Annotated in this window: 13 protein-coding genes and 1 pseudogene; 9 read left to right on the top strand and 5 right to left on the bottom strand. The window is 63.6% G+C overall.

All coding sequences use genetic code 11. The annotated features are described in order from the left end of the window. Positions 1 to 4: 4 nt before the first annotated feature. Positions 5 to 2,470 carry a hybrid sensor histidine kinase/response regulator gene (locus VQ044_RS07315; protein WP_327646623.1) on the bottom strand — a complete coding sequence of 822 codons (2,466 nt, stop codon included), beginning with the start codon at positions 2,468 to 2,470 and terminating at the stop codon, positions 5 to 7. Between the two features lie 302 nt (positions 2,471 to 2,772). Beyond that, a complete protein-coding gene (locus VQ044_RS07320; RefSeq protein WP_327646624.1) occupies positions 2,773 to 6,675 on the bottom strand; it encodes a PAS domain S-box protein in 3,903 nt (1,300 codons plus the stop codon). Positions 6,676 to 7,178: 503 nt separating this feature from the next. Here VQ044_RS07320 and VQ044_RS07325 point away from each other — a divergent pair. From VQ044_RS07325 to VQ044_RS07340, 4 genes are all read left to right on the top strand, one after another. Next, complete coding sequence (locus VQ044_RS07325) at positions 7,179 to 8,069, top strand: sugar ABC transporter substrate-binding protein (protein WP_327646637.1); 891 nt, start codon at positions 7,179 to 7,181, stop codon at positions 8,067 to 8,069. Between the two features lie 153 nt (positions 8,070 to 8,222). Continuing rightward, positions 8,223 to 9,359: an ABC transporter permease gene (locus VQ044_RS07330; protein ID WP_327646625.1), complete on the top strand. Its 1,137-nt coding sequence runs from the start codon at positions 8,223 to 8,225 to the stop codon at positions 9,357 to 9,359. A gap of 2 nt (positions 9,360 to 9,361) precedes the next feature. Next, positions 9,362 to 10,141 carry an ATP-binding cassette domain-containing protein gene (locus VQ044_RS07335; protein WP_327646626.1) on the top strand — a complete coding sequence of 260 codons (780 nt, stop codon included), beginning with the start codon at positions 9,362 to 9,364 and terminating at the stop codon, positions 10,139 to 10,141. 170 nt (positions 10,142 to 10,311) lie between these two features. Next, positions 10,312 to 11,328 carry a LacI family DNA-binding transcriptional regulator gene (locus VQ044_RS07340; protein ID WP_327646627.1) on the top strand — a complete coding sequence of 339 codons (1,017 nt, stop codon included), beginning with the start codon at positions 10,312 to 10,314 and terminating at the stop codon, positions 11,326 to 11,328. Here the strand turns inward: VQ044_RS07340 and VQ044_RS07345 are convergent. The 3 genes from VQ044_RS07345 to VQ044_RS07355 are packed head-to-tail and all read right to left on the bottom strand — an operon-like array spanning position 11,294 to position 14,515. Beyond that, positions 11,294 to 12,472 (bottom strand): Gfo/Idh/MocA family protein, encoded by a 1,179-nt coding sequence (locus tag VQ044_RS07345; RefSeq protein WP_327646628.1) that lies wholly within the window; start codon positions 12,470 to 12,472, stop codon positions 11,294 to 11,296. The genes VQ044_RS07340 and VQ044_RS07345 overlap by 35 nt on opposite strands. Positions 12,473 to 12,482: 10 nt before the next feature. After that, the gene (locus VQ044_RS07350; RefSeq protein ID WP_327623454.1) at positions 12,483 to 13,376 is read right to left on the bottom strand and encodes a sugar phosphate isomerase/epimerase family protein; all 894 of its coding nucleotides are present in this window, start codon (positions 13,374 to 13,376) and stop codon (positions 12,483 to 12,485) included. 23 nt (positions 13,377 to 13,399) lie between these two features. Next, the gene (locus VQ044_RS07355; protein ID WP_327646629.1) at positions 13,400 to 14,515 is read right to left on the bottom strand and encodes a Gfo/Idh/MocA family protein; all 1,116 of its coding nucleotides are present in this window, start codon (positions 14,513 to 14,515) and stop codon (positions 13,400 to 13,402) included. Between the two features lie 128 nt (positions 14,516 to 14,643). Here VQ044_RS07355 and iolD point away from each other — a divergent pair, with 128 nt between their 5' ends. From iolD to VQ044_RS07380, 5 genes and pseudogenes are all read left to right on the top strand, one after another. Beyond that, positions 14,644 to 16,515 (top strand): 3D-(3,5/4)-trihydroxycyclohexane-1,2-dione acylhydrolase (decyclizing), encoded by a 1,872-nt coding sequence (iolD, locus tag VQ044_RS07360; RefSeq protein WP_327646630.1) that lies wholly within the window; start codon positions 14,644 to 14,646, stop codon positions 16,513 to 16,515. Continuing rightward, positions 16,515 to 17,495 (top strand): 5-dehydro-2-deoxygluconokinase, encoded by a 981-nt coding sequence (gene iolC / locus VQ044_RS07365; RefSeq protein ID WP_327646631.1) that lies wholly within the window; start codon positions 16,515 to 16,517, stop codon positions 17,493 to 17,495. The genes iolD and iolC overlap by 1 nt, the downstream gene beginning before the upstream one ends. An 11-nt stretch (positions 17,496 to 17,506) precedes the next feature. Further along, entirely contained in the window at positions 17,507 to 18,349 is an 843-nt protein-coding gene (locus VQ044_RS07370; protein WP_327646632.1) for a 5-deoxy-glucuronate isomerase, read from the top strand. Then, entirely contained in the window at positions 18,346 to 19,185 is an 840-nt protein-coding gene (locus VQ044_RS07375; RefSeq protein WP_327646633.1) for a class II fructose-bisphosphate aldolase, read from the top strand. The genes VQ044_RS07370 and VQ044_RS07375 overlap by 4 nt, the downstream gene beginning before the upstream one ends. A 102-nt stretch (positions 19,186 to 19,287) precedes the next feature. Continuing rightward, positions 19,288 to 19,501 (top strand): annotated as a pseudogene (locus VQ044_RS07380) (putative sulfate exporter family transporter); the annotation flags it as partial.

Below are 19,501 nucleotides of genomic sequence, written 5' to 3' on the forward strand. Positions count from 1 at the left end.
AGGCTCACGCGGCCCCCTGCTTGATGAGATCATTTTGCTTCGACCGCTTGAAGGTCAGGGATTTGATCAATCTAGCCATCGATACCTCCGACGTCTTCGTTTTGGTCATCGCGGCATGCACTCTCGACGCCAGATCGTCGTCGATCTCGTAGGCCGAGAAGATGACGATCGCCGTATCGGCGGGGATGTCGCTCAGCAGACTTGCCCCCGTGCCGTCCGGAAGGGAAAGATCGAGAATGATGAGATCGAAGTGCTCGGCACCGAGTTTCTGTCGCGCTTCCGCGACCGTCCGGGCGCCGGTGATATCGACCCCGTCGCCAAGGCTGGCGGAAATCACCTGCAAAACTCCCTCATCGTCTTCCACATGCAGGATTTTAGGGCCGGCTCTCAAATCGTCCGCCGCGATATCTCGGATGACGGACGTAAGGCGATCGGAGTCGATCGGCTTCGCAAGCCAGTCCACGATGCCGACTGCCTGGCCATTCAGTGTTTTCCGTGTCTCGTCGGCGATGGCTGAAACGACGATCACCGGCAGATCGGCGCAGCGATGCATCGATCGCAGTTCATCGTAGAGCGCAATGCCGGACCCTCCGCCAAGCTTGATGTCGAGGGTCATTGCCATGTAGTGGTTCTTGGTGAGATAGGCCCGCGCTGTTGCCACATCGGGCGCGATATCCGTCGCGATTCCCAGTTCGTCGATCATATGCGCGATCACCGCCGCGACATCGGCGTCGTCTTCGCAGATGAGGATGCGCTTTCCCCCGGTGACCCGGCTGAAAACCTGGACAACTTCCTCGCCGCTGGTTTTGGCGCCTCGCGCCTCCGGCAGATCCACATGGAAGATGGTGCCGACACCAACCTCGCTGTCGAATGAAAGCTGACCGCCAAGGCGTTCGACGATCGCCTTGGCAATGCTGAGCCCCAGACCTGTGCCGCCCTTCGCGCGGGTGTCGGAGGCGTCGGCCTGCTCGAACTTGCCGAAAATCCGCTCTCGGAATGCTTCGGGAATTCCGGCTCCCTCGTCCTTGACCGAGATACGAAGATAATCCGTCGAACGGGTTAGGCGCACCTCGATCTGGCCGTTCTGCGGCGAAAACTTGATGGCGTTGGAAAGTAGATTGGCAATCAATTGATGGAACCGGTCCGGATCGACGACGGCCACGGCTCCAGGTGCCTCGTCCTTGATCTCGATGGAAACGCCGCGATCGCTGAGATAGTCCCGGCTCGCTTCCACGGCTTCCTCGGTCAGCGAGCGAAGCTGCAACGGGCGGGGCGCGAACGGCATGTTACCGGTTTCGATCTTCTCGATGTCGAGGATGTCGTTGATCAACCGGACGAGGCGTTCGCTGTTCGAATGGGCGATCGCGATGAGCTTTGTGGCCTTGGACGACATTTCGCCGGCCGCTCCGGCGGCGACCAGGCCGAGCGAACCGCGAATCGAGGTTAGGGGTGTGCGCAATTCGTGACTGACGGTGGAAATGAAATCGTTGCGGAGCTGCTCGTTACGCTTTTCTTCGGAGATGTCGAACAGCGTTCCGTCCCACACCAAGGTTCCGGTCTGGTCCCGGCGCGGTTCGGCCGAGGCCCGCATCCAGAGCATCCGGCCATCCGGCCGGGTGAATTCGGTCTCGATCGTCCAGGGAGCACCGCTTTCCGCCGATTGCGCGAGCAACAAGGAGAGACGCTGCATGGTCTTGGGAGGAACCATCCCGGTCAGCATCTCCGGCTTGGCAAGCGCCTCTTCCGCGGAGATTCCGATCACGCGCTTCGCGCCGCCCGACAGGTATCTGAGCTTCGGCATTTTGGGCGAGGCAAGCGACATTTGAAAGAGAACGCCAGGCGCGTTGTTGGCCACCGCCTTCATCTGGGCTTGGCTATCGAGCAGCGCCGCCAGAACCCAACGGCGTTGCTGTTCCCTCAGAAAGAGGATGCCGAAGACGATCACGCCTAAAAGATTGGTCGGCACGACGTAGGAGAGGATTTTGACGGCAATTTTCGGGTCGCTGATGGGCAGGAGAAACGTAACGCTAAACACCGGCACCGCAGCTGCCACGGTCGCAACGGCAAGAATAATCGTGAAATCGAGACGACCCTTTTTCCTGAAGTGAATCCAGAGCCATCCGAGAGTTGCGAATACGGCGACCAGCGTGATGCTAGCCACCCCGGTTAAAGCCCCTGCTCCGCCTTCCGATATACGGAAGATCGACAGCGTGAGCACGGTGAAAACGACGCTGACCGGCCCGCCGATGATCGCGGACAATGCGATCACGACATTCCGGGCATCGATGAAAATGCCGGGCGCGGGACTGACCGGCGATAACATGCTGATGAGGCCGGTCAGGCTGAAAACGATGCCCAAGAGTATGCCCTTAAGCCAGAACATTCGGTCGAGCCGATCGCCGACGAAGTTGACGCACAAAACCGCAAGCGTGATGACTGAGGCGCTTTCGATCAGGTTCACGACTGGCATTGTGACGGTCTCATGTACTTGGTGGTCGAAGGAGACGTAAACGCCGTCGGTCTTGCGGAACGATCGGTCATTTAGACCGCGTCGCCGGAAGGTTGGTGTGCCGCCCGGCATTCAGGCGCGGCATTGGGATAAGCGATAAGCGATGACTGGCTCTGCTTGATCGCGCGGTGCCATTTCTACCACGAGCCAATTCACCGACGATCGTGCAGCCCCATCGTCCATGCGGTCTTGCAGAGCGGTCGCTCATCTCTGTCAGCGACTGCGGAACCGGTGGCGCGGTGGGCAAATTCCATTGCTGTCGATCACGCTCTGGCGCCGCCGTAATGCACGACTTCCGGATCTTTCCCACCTTCCGCGATCATCAGAATCGTGTCCACGATCTGATCGTCCGGCGTTCTGGATTTCACCAGGCTCTGCCGTATGCGCGGATCCTTCTTGGAAAGATCGCTGGCCGACAAGACGATAACCGGCACGCCGGTGTCGGCCAGGCGCTCGTGATCGAGCAACCCGAGGCCATCCCCGTCCGGCAGCTCCAGGTCGATGATCACGAGATCGAATTCCTGGTCGTCAAGCCGCTGCCTCGCGCTAGCACAAGTTGCCGCGTTTATCAGCATCACGCGATCCTTCAGTGAGGCGGCCAGTACCTCGCTGAAGTCCTTGTTGTCTTCGATATGAAGCGCTTTCGGCAGGTTCCGAGTGGCGTCGGTCAACGCGCTGTTCTCAATAGCCAAGACATCCGCATGCGACCGCATATCGAGAGCGGGAAGTTCGATCCAGAAGGTGGAACCCTCGCCGGCTTGACTGTCGAACCCGATGGTTCCCCCCATTTTTTCGATGAGCTGCTTGGAGATGTGCAAGCCCAGGCCCGTGCCCCCCTTCTCGCGCGTCGCCGAGCCATCGGCCTGTGAGAATCGGCTGAAAATCCTCGACCGGAACTCCGGCAAGATCCCGGTGCCATGATCGACGACCGAGACGCGCACGGTCTCGCCGAGGACCTCGAGGCGCACATCGACCGTGCCGGAGCGCGGTGAGAATTTGGCGGCGTTCGACAGGAGATTGGACAGGACTTGCTGGAGCCGCGCCTGATCAACATCGACAAAAAACTCGGCTTTCGGCCGCTCGAACTCCAGGGAAACGTCGAACTGTTCGGCGTAGGCCTCGTTCGCCTCGACCGCCTGAGCGACCAGGGATCCAAGCTCCTCGGCCTTCCTTTCGATATGCATGCTTCCGTCCGCGATCTTTTCGAGATCGAGGATGTCGTTGATGAGAAAGATCAGCCGCTCACAGTTTTTATGCGCGATCGTCAAGAGTCGCAGCACGTTGGTGGGAAGATCTTTTGACATCGCGCCGACGACGAGACCGAGAGAACCGCGGATCGAGGTCAGGGGCGTTCGCAACTCGTGACTGACCGTGGCGATGAACTCGGTCTTCACCCGGTCCATCTCCTTGCGATCGCTGATGTCCTGGATCTGGGAAATGAAGTATTCCGGCTTGCCCTCGGCGTCCTTCGGCAAGGAGACGCTCAGCAGCCCCCAAACGGAATGGCCATCCTTGTGGATATACCGTTTCTCGAGCTGAAAGGTCTCGATATCCCCATTCAGAAGCTGATCGACGAGCATAAGGTCGGCTGCCAGGTCGTCGGGATGAGTGATGGACTGGAAATCCAGTTGTCGGAGTTGATCTTCGCTATAGCCGAGCATCTTGCAGAGCGCCTCGTTGACCCTGAACCATCGTCCATCGAGGTCGACCAGGGCCATCCCGACGGGCGCATGCTCGATGGCCGAGCGTAGCTTTTCCTCGCTTGCACGCATGGCGGCTTCGGCGGACTTCAATTCCGTGATCTCGGTCTGGGTGCCGATCATCCGCAAAGCGGTTCCATCGGAAGCGCGTTCGATAACGATCGCATCGGACCGCAACCAGATCCATTGACCGTCTTTACGGCGAATCCGGTACTCGGACTGGGAGCGCTGCGCCCGGCCCTCGATGCAGGCGTCGTCGGCGGCCTTCACCGTAGCGATGTCGTCGGGATGGATGCGGGACAGCCATTCCCGCTGAGCATCGATTTCTTCTTGGCGATCGAAGCCAAGCATCGACTTCCAGGTATCGGAGACGAAAGACGTCCCATGCGTCAGATCGATATCGAAAACGCCGATACAGGCGCCTTCGAGCGCAAAGTTCCAGCGTTTCTCGGCTTCTTCGAGCGCCAGGGTGACGCGTCGCTGCACGGTGACGTCGCGGATGATGGCGGTGTATCGCAATTCGCCGGCTTCGGTGAACCAGTCATTGAGTTGCACATCGAGAAACAGTTCGGCGCCATCCTTCCGCCTGGCTTCCACCAGATTGGGGAGACGGTCGGTTTCCGGCTCCTGTTCGCCACGCTTGTGGAACTGGGCAAGGCTGCTCGCGTCGAAGCCATCGAGCAAGCGCGCGATCGGACCCCCGACGACTTCGTCGGCGGGAAAGCCAAAAATCAGCTCGGTGGCGCGATTGGCCGAGCGCACCTCGCCATTTCGGTCAAGCAGGATGATGGCGACGACGGCGGTATCGACGATGGACCGGTTCTCATGTTCGCGGGCAGCGATCTCCCGCGTCTTCAAGGCGACAGTCCGCCGGATGGACGCTTCGCGACGGACGTAGGAAATCTGCAACGCGCCGAACAGCGCCGACAGAGCGATGCCGCCGAGAAGGACCAGCAACGGTTCCCCGCGGGTCACGCTCGCCTCGAACGCCGGCGTGCTTTCCCAGACCACGGTCCAGCGTTGCTCCATGGCCGAAATCACCTTCGTGATCTTGTAGGCCGCCGGCGCCGCGGTGCTGTCGCCGGCTTTGCTGGAGAAGATAAGCTGATCGCCGTCCGCGACCTCGCCGTCATAGACCGTCAGGTGAAGGTTGGTTCCCTGGCTCGACGTCAATTCGCCGAGAAACCGATTGCTGATGAAGGGAGCGTATATCCAGCCTCGAAAAGCTTGCCTGCGGGCCGCCACTGAATCGAGGCGCGCCCCATTGCGATAAAGCGGTCGCAGCAGTAAAAATCCGGCGCTTCTGGTCGAATCCTGAACCAGGAAAATCCGTTTGGTGATCGTCGCCTTCCCGGTATCGCGAGCGGCGGCCGCACCGTTTCGGCGATTGTCCTCGAAGGCGATGTTCAGACCGAGCGCCTTTCTATTCGGCGCAAGCGGCTCGATGAAAGTGATCGCGAAAACGTCCGGTGACGGCGTATCCGGATGGACAGCGAATTCGGGCACGCCCTCGAGCCGCATACGTGCTTCGAAGGAAGCGACGTCGCCCAGGCCGATCGGCTCGATATAGCCGATCCCGTTGATGCCCGGCAGAGTCCTTTCTATATCGAGTTCGTCGACATAGGTCCGCCATTCGTCGAGAGAGACTGCTTCGGATGCTGCGAACAGGCCGGCGCCGCCGTCCAGACTGCGTTTGTAGGATTCCAGCCGATCCCGCAAAGCGTGGGCGCTGTCCTCCGCCAGCGTTTCAAATGCCGCGTGATTGCGTTCGAAGGTGATCTCGCTCGTCAACTTCCACGCGTAAAAGGTCACGCCCAACGGTACGATCAGGCTCAGCATCGCAACCATCGTAAAGCCGGCGACCGGACCACCCGACCACCGCACACTCCACGGGCGCCACGGATTGAGAAGCCCGATCGGCACGAAAATCAGAACGCCGAGGATGTCTCCTACCCACCATGTCAGCCAATTGCCGAACAGCGCATCCGCTGAGAGGACGCCACTGACATAAAGCGTCGCGACGCCGACGCTGGCGGCGACAAGACAAGCGAGCGGACCGCCGATCGCGCCGAAAAGCATGAGGTCTTTAAGACCTGACAATTTCACCGGAATGCCGAAAAACCGACGCACCAAAGTTGCCGCCAGCAATGCCTGCAATGTCGATCCGACCGCGACGAGCCCTGCGACGGTCATCGCCAGAAGGTCAGGGCTGCTTTGATGGATCCCGCCACTCACGACGGCGTTCAATACGAGGGATCCGAGGAAGACGCCTGGCCAAAGCGCTCGTCCATAGAGCAACAGCCCCACCGTCGCGATTCCGGATGCCGGCCAGATGATGGTTGCGTATCCGGGTGGAACGGCAAGTTGGAGACCAAGCGCCCCGCCGAGAACATACAGCAGCGCCATGAGCGCCACGCCGCCCAATTTTCGCCTGCTCAAGATCGACATGTCACGTAGCGCGGGCATAAGCGGGTACTCGATTGCAATGGGCGCCAACCGTATTCCTACAATACTTAAAGACTTCTCATCATAACGCGACGATCATAATCATACCGCTTCGATCGTGAATGTTCGTATGCTTACGTTACGAATAAACCGCAATTTCACCTTGAATATTACGTGAACCGTCGCGAATTCGCGGGGTCGGCTTGAATCGCTGTCATGCGGACGGCCTGGCCAAACCCTGACCTGCCGGAGGGCCGCTCCCCGCCTTCTCCGCGCGGCGGCCGGACGGTTGATCTGAAGGGAGCCGCGCCCCTCTGCATTCACCTCGCCGCCGAGCGAAGTTTTGCACGTCAGCAAGTTTTGCAACCGGTTGCAAAACTATCTCGCTTGTGTTTGTCTTGGATCAGCGACCCGAACCGGTTGGCCGTTTCCGTTCGCGAAAAACAGGGAGGACGATCACAGTGAAAAAACTCATCTCGAAATTCCTTGGCGCGACCTTCGCCGCTTCGCTGGCGGCGACCGCCATGGTCGGAGCCGCGCAGGCGGAAGGCGAGCGTTTTGTGCTGGTCAGCCACGCGCCGGACAGCGACAGCTGGTGGAACACCATCAAGAACGCCCTCGCCTTGGCCGGCGAGCAAATGGGCGTCGAAGTCGAGTACCGCAATCCAACGACGGGCGACATCGCGGACATGGCCCGGATCATTGAACAGGCCACGGCCACGAATCCCGACGGTATCATTACCACGCTGGCCGACGCCGACGTCCTGAAGGGGCCGATCGAGGATGCCGTCGCCAAGGGTATTCCGGTCATCATCATCAACTCCGGCACACCGGAGCAGGCAGCGGAACTCGGCGCGCTGATGTATGTCGGCCAGCCCGAATACGATGCCGGCCTCGCCGCAGGTCAGCGGGCCAAGCGGGACGGCGTCGCATCGTTCCTTTGCGTGAATCATGTGGTGTCGAACCCGGTCGTGGGCGAACGCTGTCGCGGCTTCGCCGACGGCCTCGGGGTTGACCTCGGCGATTCGATGATCGATTCCGGCCAGGACCCCGCCGAGATCAAGAACAAGGTCATGGCCTACCTGTCGGCCAATCCGGACACCGACGCGATCCTGACCTTGGGGCCGACGTCCGCCGACCCGACGATCGAGGCGGTCAAGGAAAACGGCATGGCCGGCCAGATCTACTTCGGGACGTTCGATCTCGGCACCGAGATCGTGAAGGCGATCAAGGACGGCACGATCCAGTGGGGCATCGATCAGCAGCCCTTCCTGCAGGCTTATCTGCCCGTGGTCGTGCTCACCAACTACAAGCGCTACGGCGTTCTGCCGGGCAACAACATCAATTCCGGCCCGGGCTTCGTCACCAAGGACGCCTTGGAGATGGTCGAGAAATACGCTGGCGAATACCGGTAGAGCTTAGGCCGGCGCGGCCCTCGGGCCGCCTCGCGACACACCGCATCGCGGCGCCGAAATCGGCGCCGCGATCTCACCAGATCGAAGGAACAATGGGACGCACGCCATCCGTGCTCCATCGGTTCGACCGCTGACGCGGTTGGGAGGAGAGACATGGCCGATCAACCGTCGCCTCAAGTGCAAGCCACCCCGGATGTGGACGAGCGGATCCGCAAGCGCTCGCCGCTTCGAACGGCCCTCATGCGGCCTGAACTCGGCGCGATCTGCGGCACCATCCTCGTTTTCTTCTTCTTCATCGGCGTTGCCGGCGACAGCGGCATGTTCGCCCCCGAGGGCATCGTCAACTGGGGCGTCGTCTCGGCCCAGTTCGCCATCATCGCCGTCGGCGCCTGCCTGTTGATGATCGCCGGCGAGTTCGATCTCTCGGTCGGCTCGATGATCGGCTTTTCCGGCATCGTCATCGCGTTGGTCTCGGTGACGGGCGGCTATCCGCTGTGGCTCGGTATTCTGGTAGCCTTCGCCTGCGCAATCAGTATAGGCGCGCTGAACGGCTATCTGGTCGTCAAGACCGGCCTGCCGTCCTTCATCGTCACTCTCGCCTCACTCTACATCCTGCGCGGCCTGACCATCTTCGCGGCCATCGTCACCACTCGCAAGACCATCATCGGCGGCATCAGGGACGTCACCGAGGGGGACCCGTTGGCGTGGCTGTTCGGCGGAACGCTATTCAAGGGCCTGTTCGTCTGGTTGGCCGATATCGGAATCGTCGGCAAGTTCGTCGCCGGCAGCCGGGCCGGCCAACCCATCGTCGACGGCGTCCCGATTTTGATCGTCTGGGCGCTCGGCCTGATCCTCTTCGGCCATATCCTGCTCACCCGCACCAAATTCGGCAACTGGATCTTCGCGTCCGGCGGCGATGCCCAGGCGGCACGCTATGTCGGCGTACCGGTGAACCGGGTGAAGATCCTGATGTTCATGTTCTCGGCCTTCTGCGCCACGGTCTTCGCCACCTTGCAGGTGATCGAGTTCGGGTCGGCCGCCGCCGACCGCGGCCTGTTGAAGGAGTTCGAGGCGATCATCTCGGTGGTGATCGGCGGCGCGCTTCTGACCGGCGGCTACGGCTCGGTGGTCGGCGCGGCGCTCGGCGCGCTGATCTTCGGCGTGGTGCAGCAGGGCTTGTTCTTCGCCGGCGTCGAGAGTTCGCTGTTCCGGGTCTTCCTCGGCGGAATCCTGCTGATCGCTGTGATCCTCAACACCTACATCCGCCGCATGATCACGGGGGAGCGCTGACCATGTCCACACCATTGATCGAACTCGTCGATATCGAAAAGCACTTCGGCCCGGTCATCGCACTGGCCGGCGTGTCGCTGTCGATCATGCCGGGCGAATGCCATTGCCTTTTGGGCGACAACGGCGCTGGCAAGTCGACCTTCATCAAGACGATGTCGGGCGTCCACAAGCCGTCGGCCGGAAAGATCCTCGTCGGCGGAAAGGAAGTTCATTTCACCAGCCCGCGCGACGCCATGGCCGCCGGCATCGCCACCGTCTACCAGGATCTGGCGATGATCCCGCTGATGTCGGTCACCCGCAATTTCTGGATGGGTCAGGAGCCCGAAAAGAGCGTCGGGCCGTTCAAATTCTTCGACTTCGACAAGGCCAATGCCATCACCATGCAGGAGATGGCGAAAATGGGTATCCGCCTGCGCGAGCCGACCCAGGCGGTCGGAACGCTCTCGGGCGGCGAACGCCAGACGGTGGCGATTGCCCGCGCGGTCTATTTCGGCGCCGAAGTGCTGATCCTCGACGAGCCGACCTCGGCGCTCGGCGTGCGCCAGACCTCCAACGTTCTGGCGACGGTCGACCGGGTCCGCAAGTCGGGGATCGGCGTCGTTTTCATTACCCACAATGTCCGCCACGCCATGGCCGTCGGCGATCGCTTCACGGTGCTCAATCGCGGCAAGACGCTCGGCACCGCCAAGCGCGGCGAGATCAAGGCCGAAGAGTTGCAGGACATGATGGCGGGCGGCCAGGAACTGGCAGAACTGGAAGGCACGCTGGGCGGGACTGTGTAAGATCGCGAGCGCCCCGACCCCGCGTCGACGGCCCAGACGATGGTAGCTCGCGCCAGCCTGCCCCAATATAAGGGCCGTCCATCGACATTTGCGGGAGTCGGGGCGGCGACGTCGAGCCGGTCCCCGGCCGGCTGAACTATTCCGCCTGGGATAAGGGAAACAACCGCTGAATGGCAGTAACCCTCAAGGAAGTGGCGGAACGCGCCGGGGTCTCGCGCTCGGCCGTGTCGCGCGCCTTCACGGAAGGCGCCTCCGTCTCCGTCAAGACCCGTCGCAAGGTCGCCAAGGCAGCAGCGGAGCTGGGCTACAGCCCGAATTTGTTCGCCAGCAGTCTGACGACCCGGCGCACCAAGCTGATCGGCCTGGTTTCCAACAACTTCCACAACCCGATCTTCCTGCAGGTCTTCGATCTCTTCACCCGCGGGCTTCAGGATCGTGGCCTCCGGCCGTTGCTCGTCAATCTGACGGACGAGACGGACCCGGAGAACTCCGTCCGGATGCTGCGGCAATATTCGGTCGATGGCGTAGTCGTCGCCTCCTCCACATTGCCGCCCCGCTTCGCCCATGCGTTTCGCGAAGCCGGCGTGCCGGTGGTTCATTCCTTCGGCCGCTATTCGAGCGCGCCCGAGGTGCACGTCGTCGGCATCGACAACCGCTACTGCGGCAAGATGGCGGCAGATTTGCTGGTCGCCCGGGGCTATCGCTGGATCGGATTCATGGGCGGCCCGGCGACCGCCACATCCACACAGGATCGCCTCGCCGGCTTCATCGCGGCGATGCAGGCCCATCCGCACGTTGCCGTCAGCCACAGCTACGCTGCCGCCTATTCCTTCGACGCCGGGCGGCAGGAGATGGCCCGGCTGATCCGGGAAGGACCGGCGGAGGCCTATTTCTGCGGCGACGACGTCCTGTCGATCGGGGCGTTGAGCGCGATCCAGTCCGCCGGCCTGTCCGTGCCCGACGACATCGGCATCATCGGCCTCAACGACATGGAAATGGCGCGGTGGGAGAACATCAATCTCACCACCATCCACCAGCCGATCCGCCAGATCATCACCTCGTCGATCGAATTGATCGTGGCGATGCTCGAGGAGCCGGACCGCTATCCCGAGTCACGGCTGTTTCCCTGCCGGATCGTCGAGCGGGGAACGCTCAGACCGCCTGCGGCAGAGGCACACGAAACATAGGCGGCCGCGCGTCGACCCAGGCGCCCTGCCGGCCGGAAGAGGCGACCGCGCCATGCACGGCGGCCATGGAACGCAGCCCGTCCTCGGCACGCGGGTAGAGACCAGCGGCCGGATCGGACGACCGGCCTTCCTTCTCGGCGCGGATGATTTCCGCCAGATCCGAATAGATGTTGGCGAAGGCCAGCGGCATTCCTTCGGCATGGCCGATCGTCACCCGCGACGCGCGATCGGCTTCCGGCGACAATCCGGCCTCGCCGCGTTCGATCGTCTGCACCCGGCCGCCGAGCGGCGTCCAATAGAGCTGGTTGGGTTGCTCCTGCGCCCAGCGAAGGCCGCCACTCTCGCCGAATACCTGCAGTGTCAGGCCGTGCTGGCGGCCGATGGCGACCGACGATGTCCACAACCGGCCGACCGCGCCGCCATCCATGCGGAAATTGACCATGGCGTCGTCCTCGAGCGTCCGGCTATCGATACAAGAGGCGAAATCCGCCGACAGCGTCTCGACCTCCTGGCCGGTGACGAAGCTTGCCATGTGCAGCGCATGGATGCCGCAATCGGCGAACTGCGCCGACACACCGGCCTGCGCCGGATCGTAACGCCAGCGCACGCGCGGATTGTCGGCATCGGCCGCGTTGGCGTGATGGCCGTGGGCGAATTCGGCGACGACGAGGCGCACCCGGCCGAGATCGCCGCGCGCCACCATCGCCCGCATGTGCCGCACCAGCGAATAGCCGGTGTAGCCGTAATTAACCGCACAGATCCGTCCGGTTCGACGGGCGACCGCAACGATCTCCTCCCCTTCCTCGACCGTCATCGTCATCGGCTTTTCGCACAACACGTGGAAGCCGGCTTCGAGGAAGGCTTTGGTGATCTCGTAATGGGCGGCATTGGGGGTCGCCACGGTGACGAGGTCGACTCGGTCGTCGCGATCGCGCTCACCCGCCAACATCTCCCGCCAATCGCCATAGGCGCGGTCGGGAGCGATACCGAGGGTCCGCGCATAGGCCCGCCCGGCATCCGGCACATGGTCCAGCGCCCCGGCGGTGAAGGCGAAGGCGCCGTCGAGCCCGGCCCCCAGCCGGTGTGCCGGCCCGATCTGACTGCCCGCGCCGCCGCCGACCATGCCCCAGTTCAGCTTGCTCATGGCGTGTTCCTCAATTGAAACCGATCGATTCCAGATAGGCGCGGTTGGCCGCCGCGTCGTCGACCGGCGAGGTATCGCCCGCCGGGTCGCAGTCCTGCTCGACCGTGCACCAGCCTTCGAAGCCGGTATCCAGGAGAACCTGGCGCACGGCGGGAAAATCCACATCGCCCTCGCCAAGATTGCAGAAGATGCCCTGCCCGCAGGCGTCGTAGAAGCCGGTGCGGTTGGCGATCGCGGCGGCCTTCACCTTCGGGTCGATGTCCTTGAAATGCATGTAGGAGATGCGGCCGATATGGCGCCGCATGAAGGCCACCGGATCGAAACCGGCATAGGAATGATGGCCGGTGTCGAAGCAGATCTTCAAGATGCCCTCGTCCACCTCGTCGAGGAGACGCTCCAGTTCCGGCTCGAAGTCGATGAAGCCGGCCGCATGGGCGTGCATCCCGACGGTCAGGCCGTATTCCTCCGCGCCCATTCTGGCGATGGTGCGGATTCGGTCGACGAATGCCTTCCACTCGGGGGCGTCCATCTGCTCGGCCTCGCTCGCGCGGCCGGCGGTCGGCGCCCGGCGCGGCGAAATCGAATCGATCAACACCAGATGGCGCGCGCCATGGGCGCTCAGCGCCTTGCAGGTTCGCACGGCGCCGTCGCGCACATCGTCCCACTGATCCGGATCGTGAAACGCCCGGAACACGACGCCGCCGATCAGTTCCAGATCGTGCCGCGCGAGCCCCTCGGACAGCAAGGCCGGGTCCTCCGGCATGAAGCCCACCGGGCCGAGCTCGATGCCCTTGTAGCCAGCCTCCGCGCATTGGCTGAGCACCGTCTCCCAGGCCGGATTGCGCGGATCGTTGGCGAATTCCACGCCCCAGGAACAGGGGGCGTTGCCGATACGGATGGTCATGGTCGGATAAGCCTTTGCCAAACTCAGAAACTATCGAGCGACTGCCAGGATTTCGCCTGACTCGACGCCATTGCAGCCGCGACGACGCGGTTGACGTCCATGCCATCGCGAAAGGTCGGGAAGACCGGTTCGCCCGTCGCGATCGCGGTGAGAAAATCCTTGGCCTCGATGATGATCTGGTCCTGATAACCGGTGCCGTGCCCCGGCCCTTGGCAGAACCCCGCATAGTCGGGATGCTCGGGACCGGTCAGGATCTTCGTGAACCCGCGCCGCTCCTCCGGGCCGTCCATGCGATAGAGCCAGAGCGCGTTCTGGTTCTCCTGATCGAAACGGATCGCGCCCTTGGTGCCCGTGATCTCATAAGCGTAGCCCATCTTGCGACCGGTCGCGACGCGGCTGAAGAACAGATGCCCCATCGCACCGTTCTCGAACCGGCACATGATCTGCGCCTGATCGTCATTGGTGACGGCCTCGTCACCGCCCGGACCCGGACGGGTGGCATGGACGGTCTCGACCTCGGCGATCAGGTCGCGGATCGGACCAGCCAGCGCCAGCGCGCCATTGATCATATGCGGCGCCAGATCGCCCATCGTGCCATTGCCCGCACCGCGCGTGCGCCAGGTCGCCGGAGCCTTGGGGTCGGCGTAGAAATCTTCCGTGTGCTCGCCCCGGAACCAGGTGGTGTCGCCGATCTCGCCGGCGTCGATCAACTGGCGGGCAAATTGCGAAGCCGGCGTGCGGATGTAGTTGAAGCCGACCATGTTCGCCGCCCCGCAGGCCTCCGCCGCCGCGACCATGGCCCGGCTGTCCGCCAGCGACGCGCCGAGCGGCTTTTCGCAGAACACCGGCTTTCCGATGGCGAACGCCGCTTCCGCTATCGCCCTGTGAGTCTCCTGCGGCGAGGCGATGACGACCGCCTCGACCGCCGCGTCCGTTACCAGCGCGCGCCAATCCGACGTGCAGCGCGCGAATCCGAACGCCGCGCGATAACGCTCCGCCGATTCAGGGCTCGTGGCGCAGACCATCTCCAGCCGTGGGCGCAGCGCCGTCTGGAAAACCGCGCCGGCGGCCTGCATGGCGACCGCGTGCGCCTTGCCCATATAGCCGCCGCCGACGATACCGATGCCAATTGGGGTCACGGGTGATCCTGCCTCAAAAAGAGGTTTGCAACCGGTTGCAAAACACGTAACCTCAATAGCGGTTGGCCGGTCGTTCGACAATCGGCTTCTGAAGAAAATTTCACGCCGACCCACCAACGGAGGAAAGCATGAGCGCAGGAAGCGAAACGGTCCGTCTGACCACAGCGCAGGCCGTCATCCGCTATCTGGCCAGCCAGTACATCGATATCGACGGCAGCGAGAAACGTCTGTGCGGCGGTGGTTTCGCCATCTTCGGCCATGGCAACGTGACCTGCCTCGGCGAGGCGCTGTACGACCACCGCGACGAACTGCCGGTCTATCGCGGCCAGAACGAGCAGAGCATGGGCTTTGCTGCGGCCGCCTATGCCAAGCAGCAATTGCGCCGGCGCTTCATGTTCTGCACCGCCTCGGCCGGGCCGGGAACCAGCAATCTGTTGACCTCGGCCGCGCTCGCCCACGCCAACCGCCTGCCCGTGTTGATGCTGTGCGGCGATACCTTCATTACCCGCCTGCCCGATCCGGTGCTGCAGCAGCTGGAGCATTTCGGCAATCCGTCGCTGGGGCTCAACGATGCGTTCAAGGCGGTCTGCCGCTATTGGGACCGGATCACCCATCCAGCCCAGATCATCCAGTCGCTGCCCGCCGCCATCGCCACCATGCTCGATCCGGCCGATTGCGGCCCGGCCTTCCTTGCCCTGCCGCAGGACGTCCAAGGCTGGACTTACGATTATCCTGTCGAATTCTTCGACAGGATGGTGCATCGCATCCGCCGGCAGGCCCCGGACTTGTCCGAGATCGCCGATGCCGCGGCGCTGCTCAAATCGGCGAAACGGCCGATGATCATCGCCGGCGGCGGCGTGCAATACTCCCGCGCGGTGGCGGAACTGACCGCCTTCGCCGAGGCGCACGCCATCCCCGTGGTCGAAACCATCGCCGGGCGCGCCAACATGCTGGCGACGCACCCGCTCAATATCGGCCCGATCGGGGTGACCGGCTCCAGTTCCGCCAACGCGATCGCCGAGAAGGCGGACGTGATCCTGGCCGTTGGCACGCGGCTGCAGGATTTCACCACCGGCTCCTGGACGGCCTTCGACAAGAGCGCCCGGCTCATCTCCATCAACGCCGCGCGTCATGACGCCGGCAAGCACCGCTCGCTACCGGTGGTAGGCGACGCGAAACTTGCGCTGACGGCACTGGGCGAGGCGCTTGCGGAGTATAAAGCGCCAGACGCATGGACCGACACGGCCAAGGCCGAGCGCCACGCCTGGGATGCCTATGTCGCCGACAATGTGCGGCCCGGCAACCGGCCGAATTCCTACGCTCAGGCGATCGGCGTCGTGAACGATCTCTGCGACCCGCGCGACCGGATCGTCACCGCGGCCGGCGGCCTGCCGGCGGAGATAACGGCCAACTGGCGCACTCTCGACATCGGCACCGTCGATGTCGAATTCGGCTTCTCCTGCATGGGCTACGAGATCGCCGGCGGCTGGGGCGCGCGCATCGCCCAGTCGGAGACCGAGCCGGAGGCCGACACCATCGCCTTCGTCGGCGACGGATCGTACCTCCTGATGAACTCCGACATCTATTCCTCGGTGCTGACGGGCAAGAAGCTGATCATCCTGGTGCTCGACAATGGCGGCTTCGCGGTGATCAACAAGCTGCAGAACAACACCGGCAACACCTCGTTCAACAACCTCATCGCCGACTGCAACATCGCGGTCGAGCCCTTCGCGGTGGATTTCGAGGCGCACGCCCGCGCCATGGGCGCCGAGGCCGAAACGGTCGCCAATCCGGCCGAACTGGCGGAAGCCTTCGAGCGCGCCAAGGCAGCCGAGCGGACATCCGTCATCGTCATGCGGGTCGATCCCCATGACGGCTGGACCGCCGAGGGCCATGCCTGGTGGGAGGTCGGCACGCCCCATGTCACCGACAACCAGCGGGTCCGCGCCGCCCATGTCGAGCAAGAGGCCGGCCGAGCGCGACAGCGCAGAGGCGTATGATGGATCGGATCGCGCGCGTCACGCGGAACGACTTCGTCATCGTCGGGCGGGCGGGCATGGATTTCTATCCCGATCCGCCCGGCACGAAGACGGAAGAGGCCACGCAATTCGTCGCCTGCCTCGGCGGCTCCTCCGCCAATATCGGTGTCGCGATCACCCGTCACGGCGGTCGTGCGGCGCTGGTGACCTCGGTTTCGGATGATGCGATCGGGCGGTTCTGCCTCAACGAGCTGGCGAAATACGGCGTCGATTCCCGCCACGTCCGCTCGGTCGGCGGCGAGGCGCGCAACTCGCTGGCCGTCGTCGAAAGCCGGGTCGAAGACCATCAGTCGGTGATCTACCGCAACGGCGCCGCGGATTTCCAGATGACGACGGAGGACGTCGCGGCTGTGGACTACGAAGCCTATGGCGCGTTGATCACGACGGGCACGGTCTTCGCCGCCGAGCCGTCGCGCGGCGCGGCGTTCCACGCCTTCGACCTGGCCAGAAAGGCCGGGCTGCCGCTGATCTTCGACATCGACTACCGCCCCTATTCCTGGCCCTCGCCCGACGTCGCTTCGGAGGTCTATTCGCGCGCTGGCCGGCTCTGCGACATCGTCATCGGCAATGACGACGAGTTCGGCTTCATGGCCGGCGGCAAGGACAAGGGCCTCGCCAAGGCGCGCGAACTGGCGGGCAGCACCGCCAGTATCGTCGTCTACAAGATGGGCGAGCACGGCGCGATCACGATCACGCCGGACGAGGAATTCCGCACCGGGATCTACCCGGTCACCGCGCTGAAGCCGACCGGCGCGGGCGACGCCTTCATGGGCGGCTTCGTCGCCTCGCTCGCCCAGGGCCATGAGTTGCGCGACTGCGTCCTGCGCGGCTCCGCCTCCGCCGCGATCGTCGTGTCGCGGGTCGGCTGCGCGCCCGCCATGCCCACGACGGCCGAATTGGAGGCCTTCCTCGCCGGCCACCCCGGCCCGACCGATTCCTGAAAGGAAAGCCGATGCATATCGCGCCCTATGACAACCGCAACAAGCCGATCGTCGATATCGACGACGCGCTGGTTCCGCTGAACTATTTCAACATCGTCAAGCTGACCAAGGGCCAGGCCTTCGAATATCGCGTGCCGGGCTATGAGACCTGCATCGTGCCCGCCACCGGCACCGTCGACGTGACGGTCGAGGGCGAATCCTTCGCCGCGCTCGGGACACGCGGCGTCGACGTCTGGGACGGCGAGCCGGAAGGCGTCTACGTGCCGACCGGCGCGACCGCCCAGATGGTCTGCGTATCGGACGCGGCGGAAGTGTTCGTCGCCGGGGCGAAATACGACAAGGTGCTATCGCCCTTCGCGGTGCGCGCCGACGAGCTGGACAAGGTGCAATACGGCTCGGACGACACCAAGACCCATCGCAAGATCAAGCACATCCTCGGCCAGAAACAGCACGGCAAGGTAGGCCGGTTACTGGTCTCCGAACTCTACACCGTCGGCAAGGGCGGCTGGTCCGGGTTTCCCAGCCACAAGCACGACACCGACCGTCTGCCTGACGAAACGCGGCACGACGAGACCTATAATTTCCGCTTCCGCCCCAATCACGGCACCGGCGTACAGATGCTCCAGCGCGAGGACGGCAAGCCGGGCGACGCCTACCATATCGTCGACGGCTCGACGATCTGCCTCGACAAGGGATACCATCCCTGCGCCGTCCTGCCGGGCTACGAGATGTATTATTTCACCATTCTCGGCGGCCTCAGCCAGCGCAGCCTGGTGCAGTATTTCCAGCCGAGCCATGCCGACCAGTTGGAAACCATCCCCGGCATCAAGGACATGATCGCGAAGTTCAAATGACGCTGGCGACGCTCTCCGAGGTTCTGCAACCGGCTCTCAAGGGCGGCTACGCGGTCGGCGGTCTCGTCGTCCTCGGCTGGGAGGACGCCCGCGCCTATGTCGCGGCGGCCGAGGCCGAAAACGCCCCCGTCATTCTCCAGGCCGGCCCCGGCTGCCGGGCGCACACCCCGCTTCGCGTCCTCGGCGCGATGTTCCGGACGCTGGCAGAAGGCGCCAGCGTTCCGGTCGTGGCCCATCTCGACCACGGCTATACGGAAGACGAGTGCCGCGAGGCGATCGACTGCGGCTTCAGCTCGGTCATGTTTGACGGCTCGCGCAAGCCGCTCGACGAGAACATCGCCGAGACCGCCCGCATCGCTGCGATAGCGCATGCCGCCGGCGTCTCGATCGAGGGGGAGATCGGCTTCGTCGGCTATTCCCAAGGCGAGGCGTCGGCCGGAACCACGCCGGAAGAGGCCGCCCGCTTCGCCGCAGAGAGCGGCGTCGACGCGATGGCGGTTTCCATCGGCAACGTGCATCTGCAACAGGAAAAGGCCGCCGAGATCGACATCGAGGCGCTGCGTGCCATCGAGGCCGTCACCGACCTGCCGCTTGTCATCCACGGCGGCTCGGGTGTTCCAGTCGCCACACGCAGCCAGCTGGCGCGCGAGTCGAAGATCTGCAAGTTCAATATCGGCACCGAACTGCGCATGGCCTTCGGTCAAGCGCTGCGTGAGGCCGTCGACCGCGACCCCAAACGCTTCGACCGTCTGGCGATCCTGAAAGACACCGAAGCGCCGGTCCGCGACGCCGCCCGCGCCGTCATCCGGTCGCTTCGTGGCCCGTCGCCGAAATAGACACCTGCGACGTACGGGTTCCTATCGCTGCCGGTTTGTGTAACGTCCGGTCGGCTTTGTCGGGGGGCGAAGCCGAGTCGCGTCGCAGGGGGAGAAACAGCCATGACCGCAAGCGAGGAGACCGCGCCGGAGGCCGCCGAAAAACCCGCGCCCACGTTTGCGAGCCGGCTGAGGGACTACGCCCCGGGTGTGCTGGTTGCGGCGACGGTCGCCGTCGCGGCGAAATTCCTGTCCGAACATTACGGCGCGCCGGCCATGCTGATGGCGCTGCTGCTGGGCATCGCCCTGAACTTCCTCACCGAGGAAGGCAAATGCG

The organism is Aurantimonas sp. C2-5-R2 (assembly GCF_036549495.1).
Lineage (GTDB): Bacteria > Pseudomonadota > Alphaproteobacteria > Rhizobiales > Rhizobiaceae > Aurantimonas > Aurantimonas coralicida_A.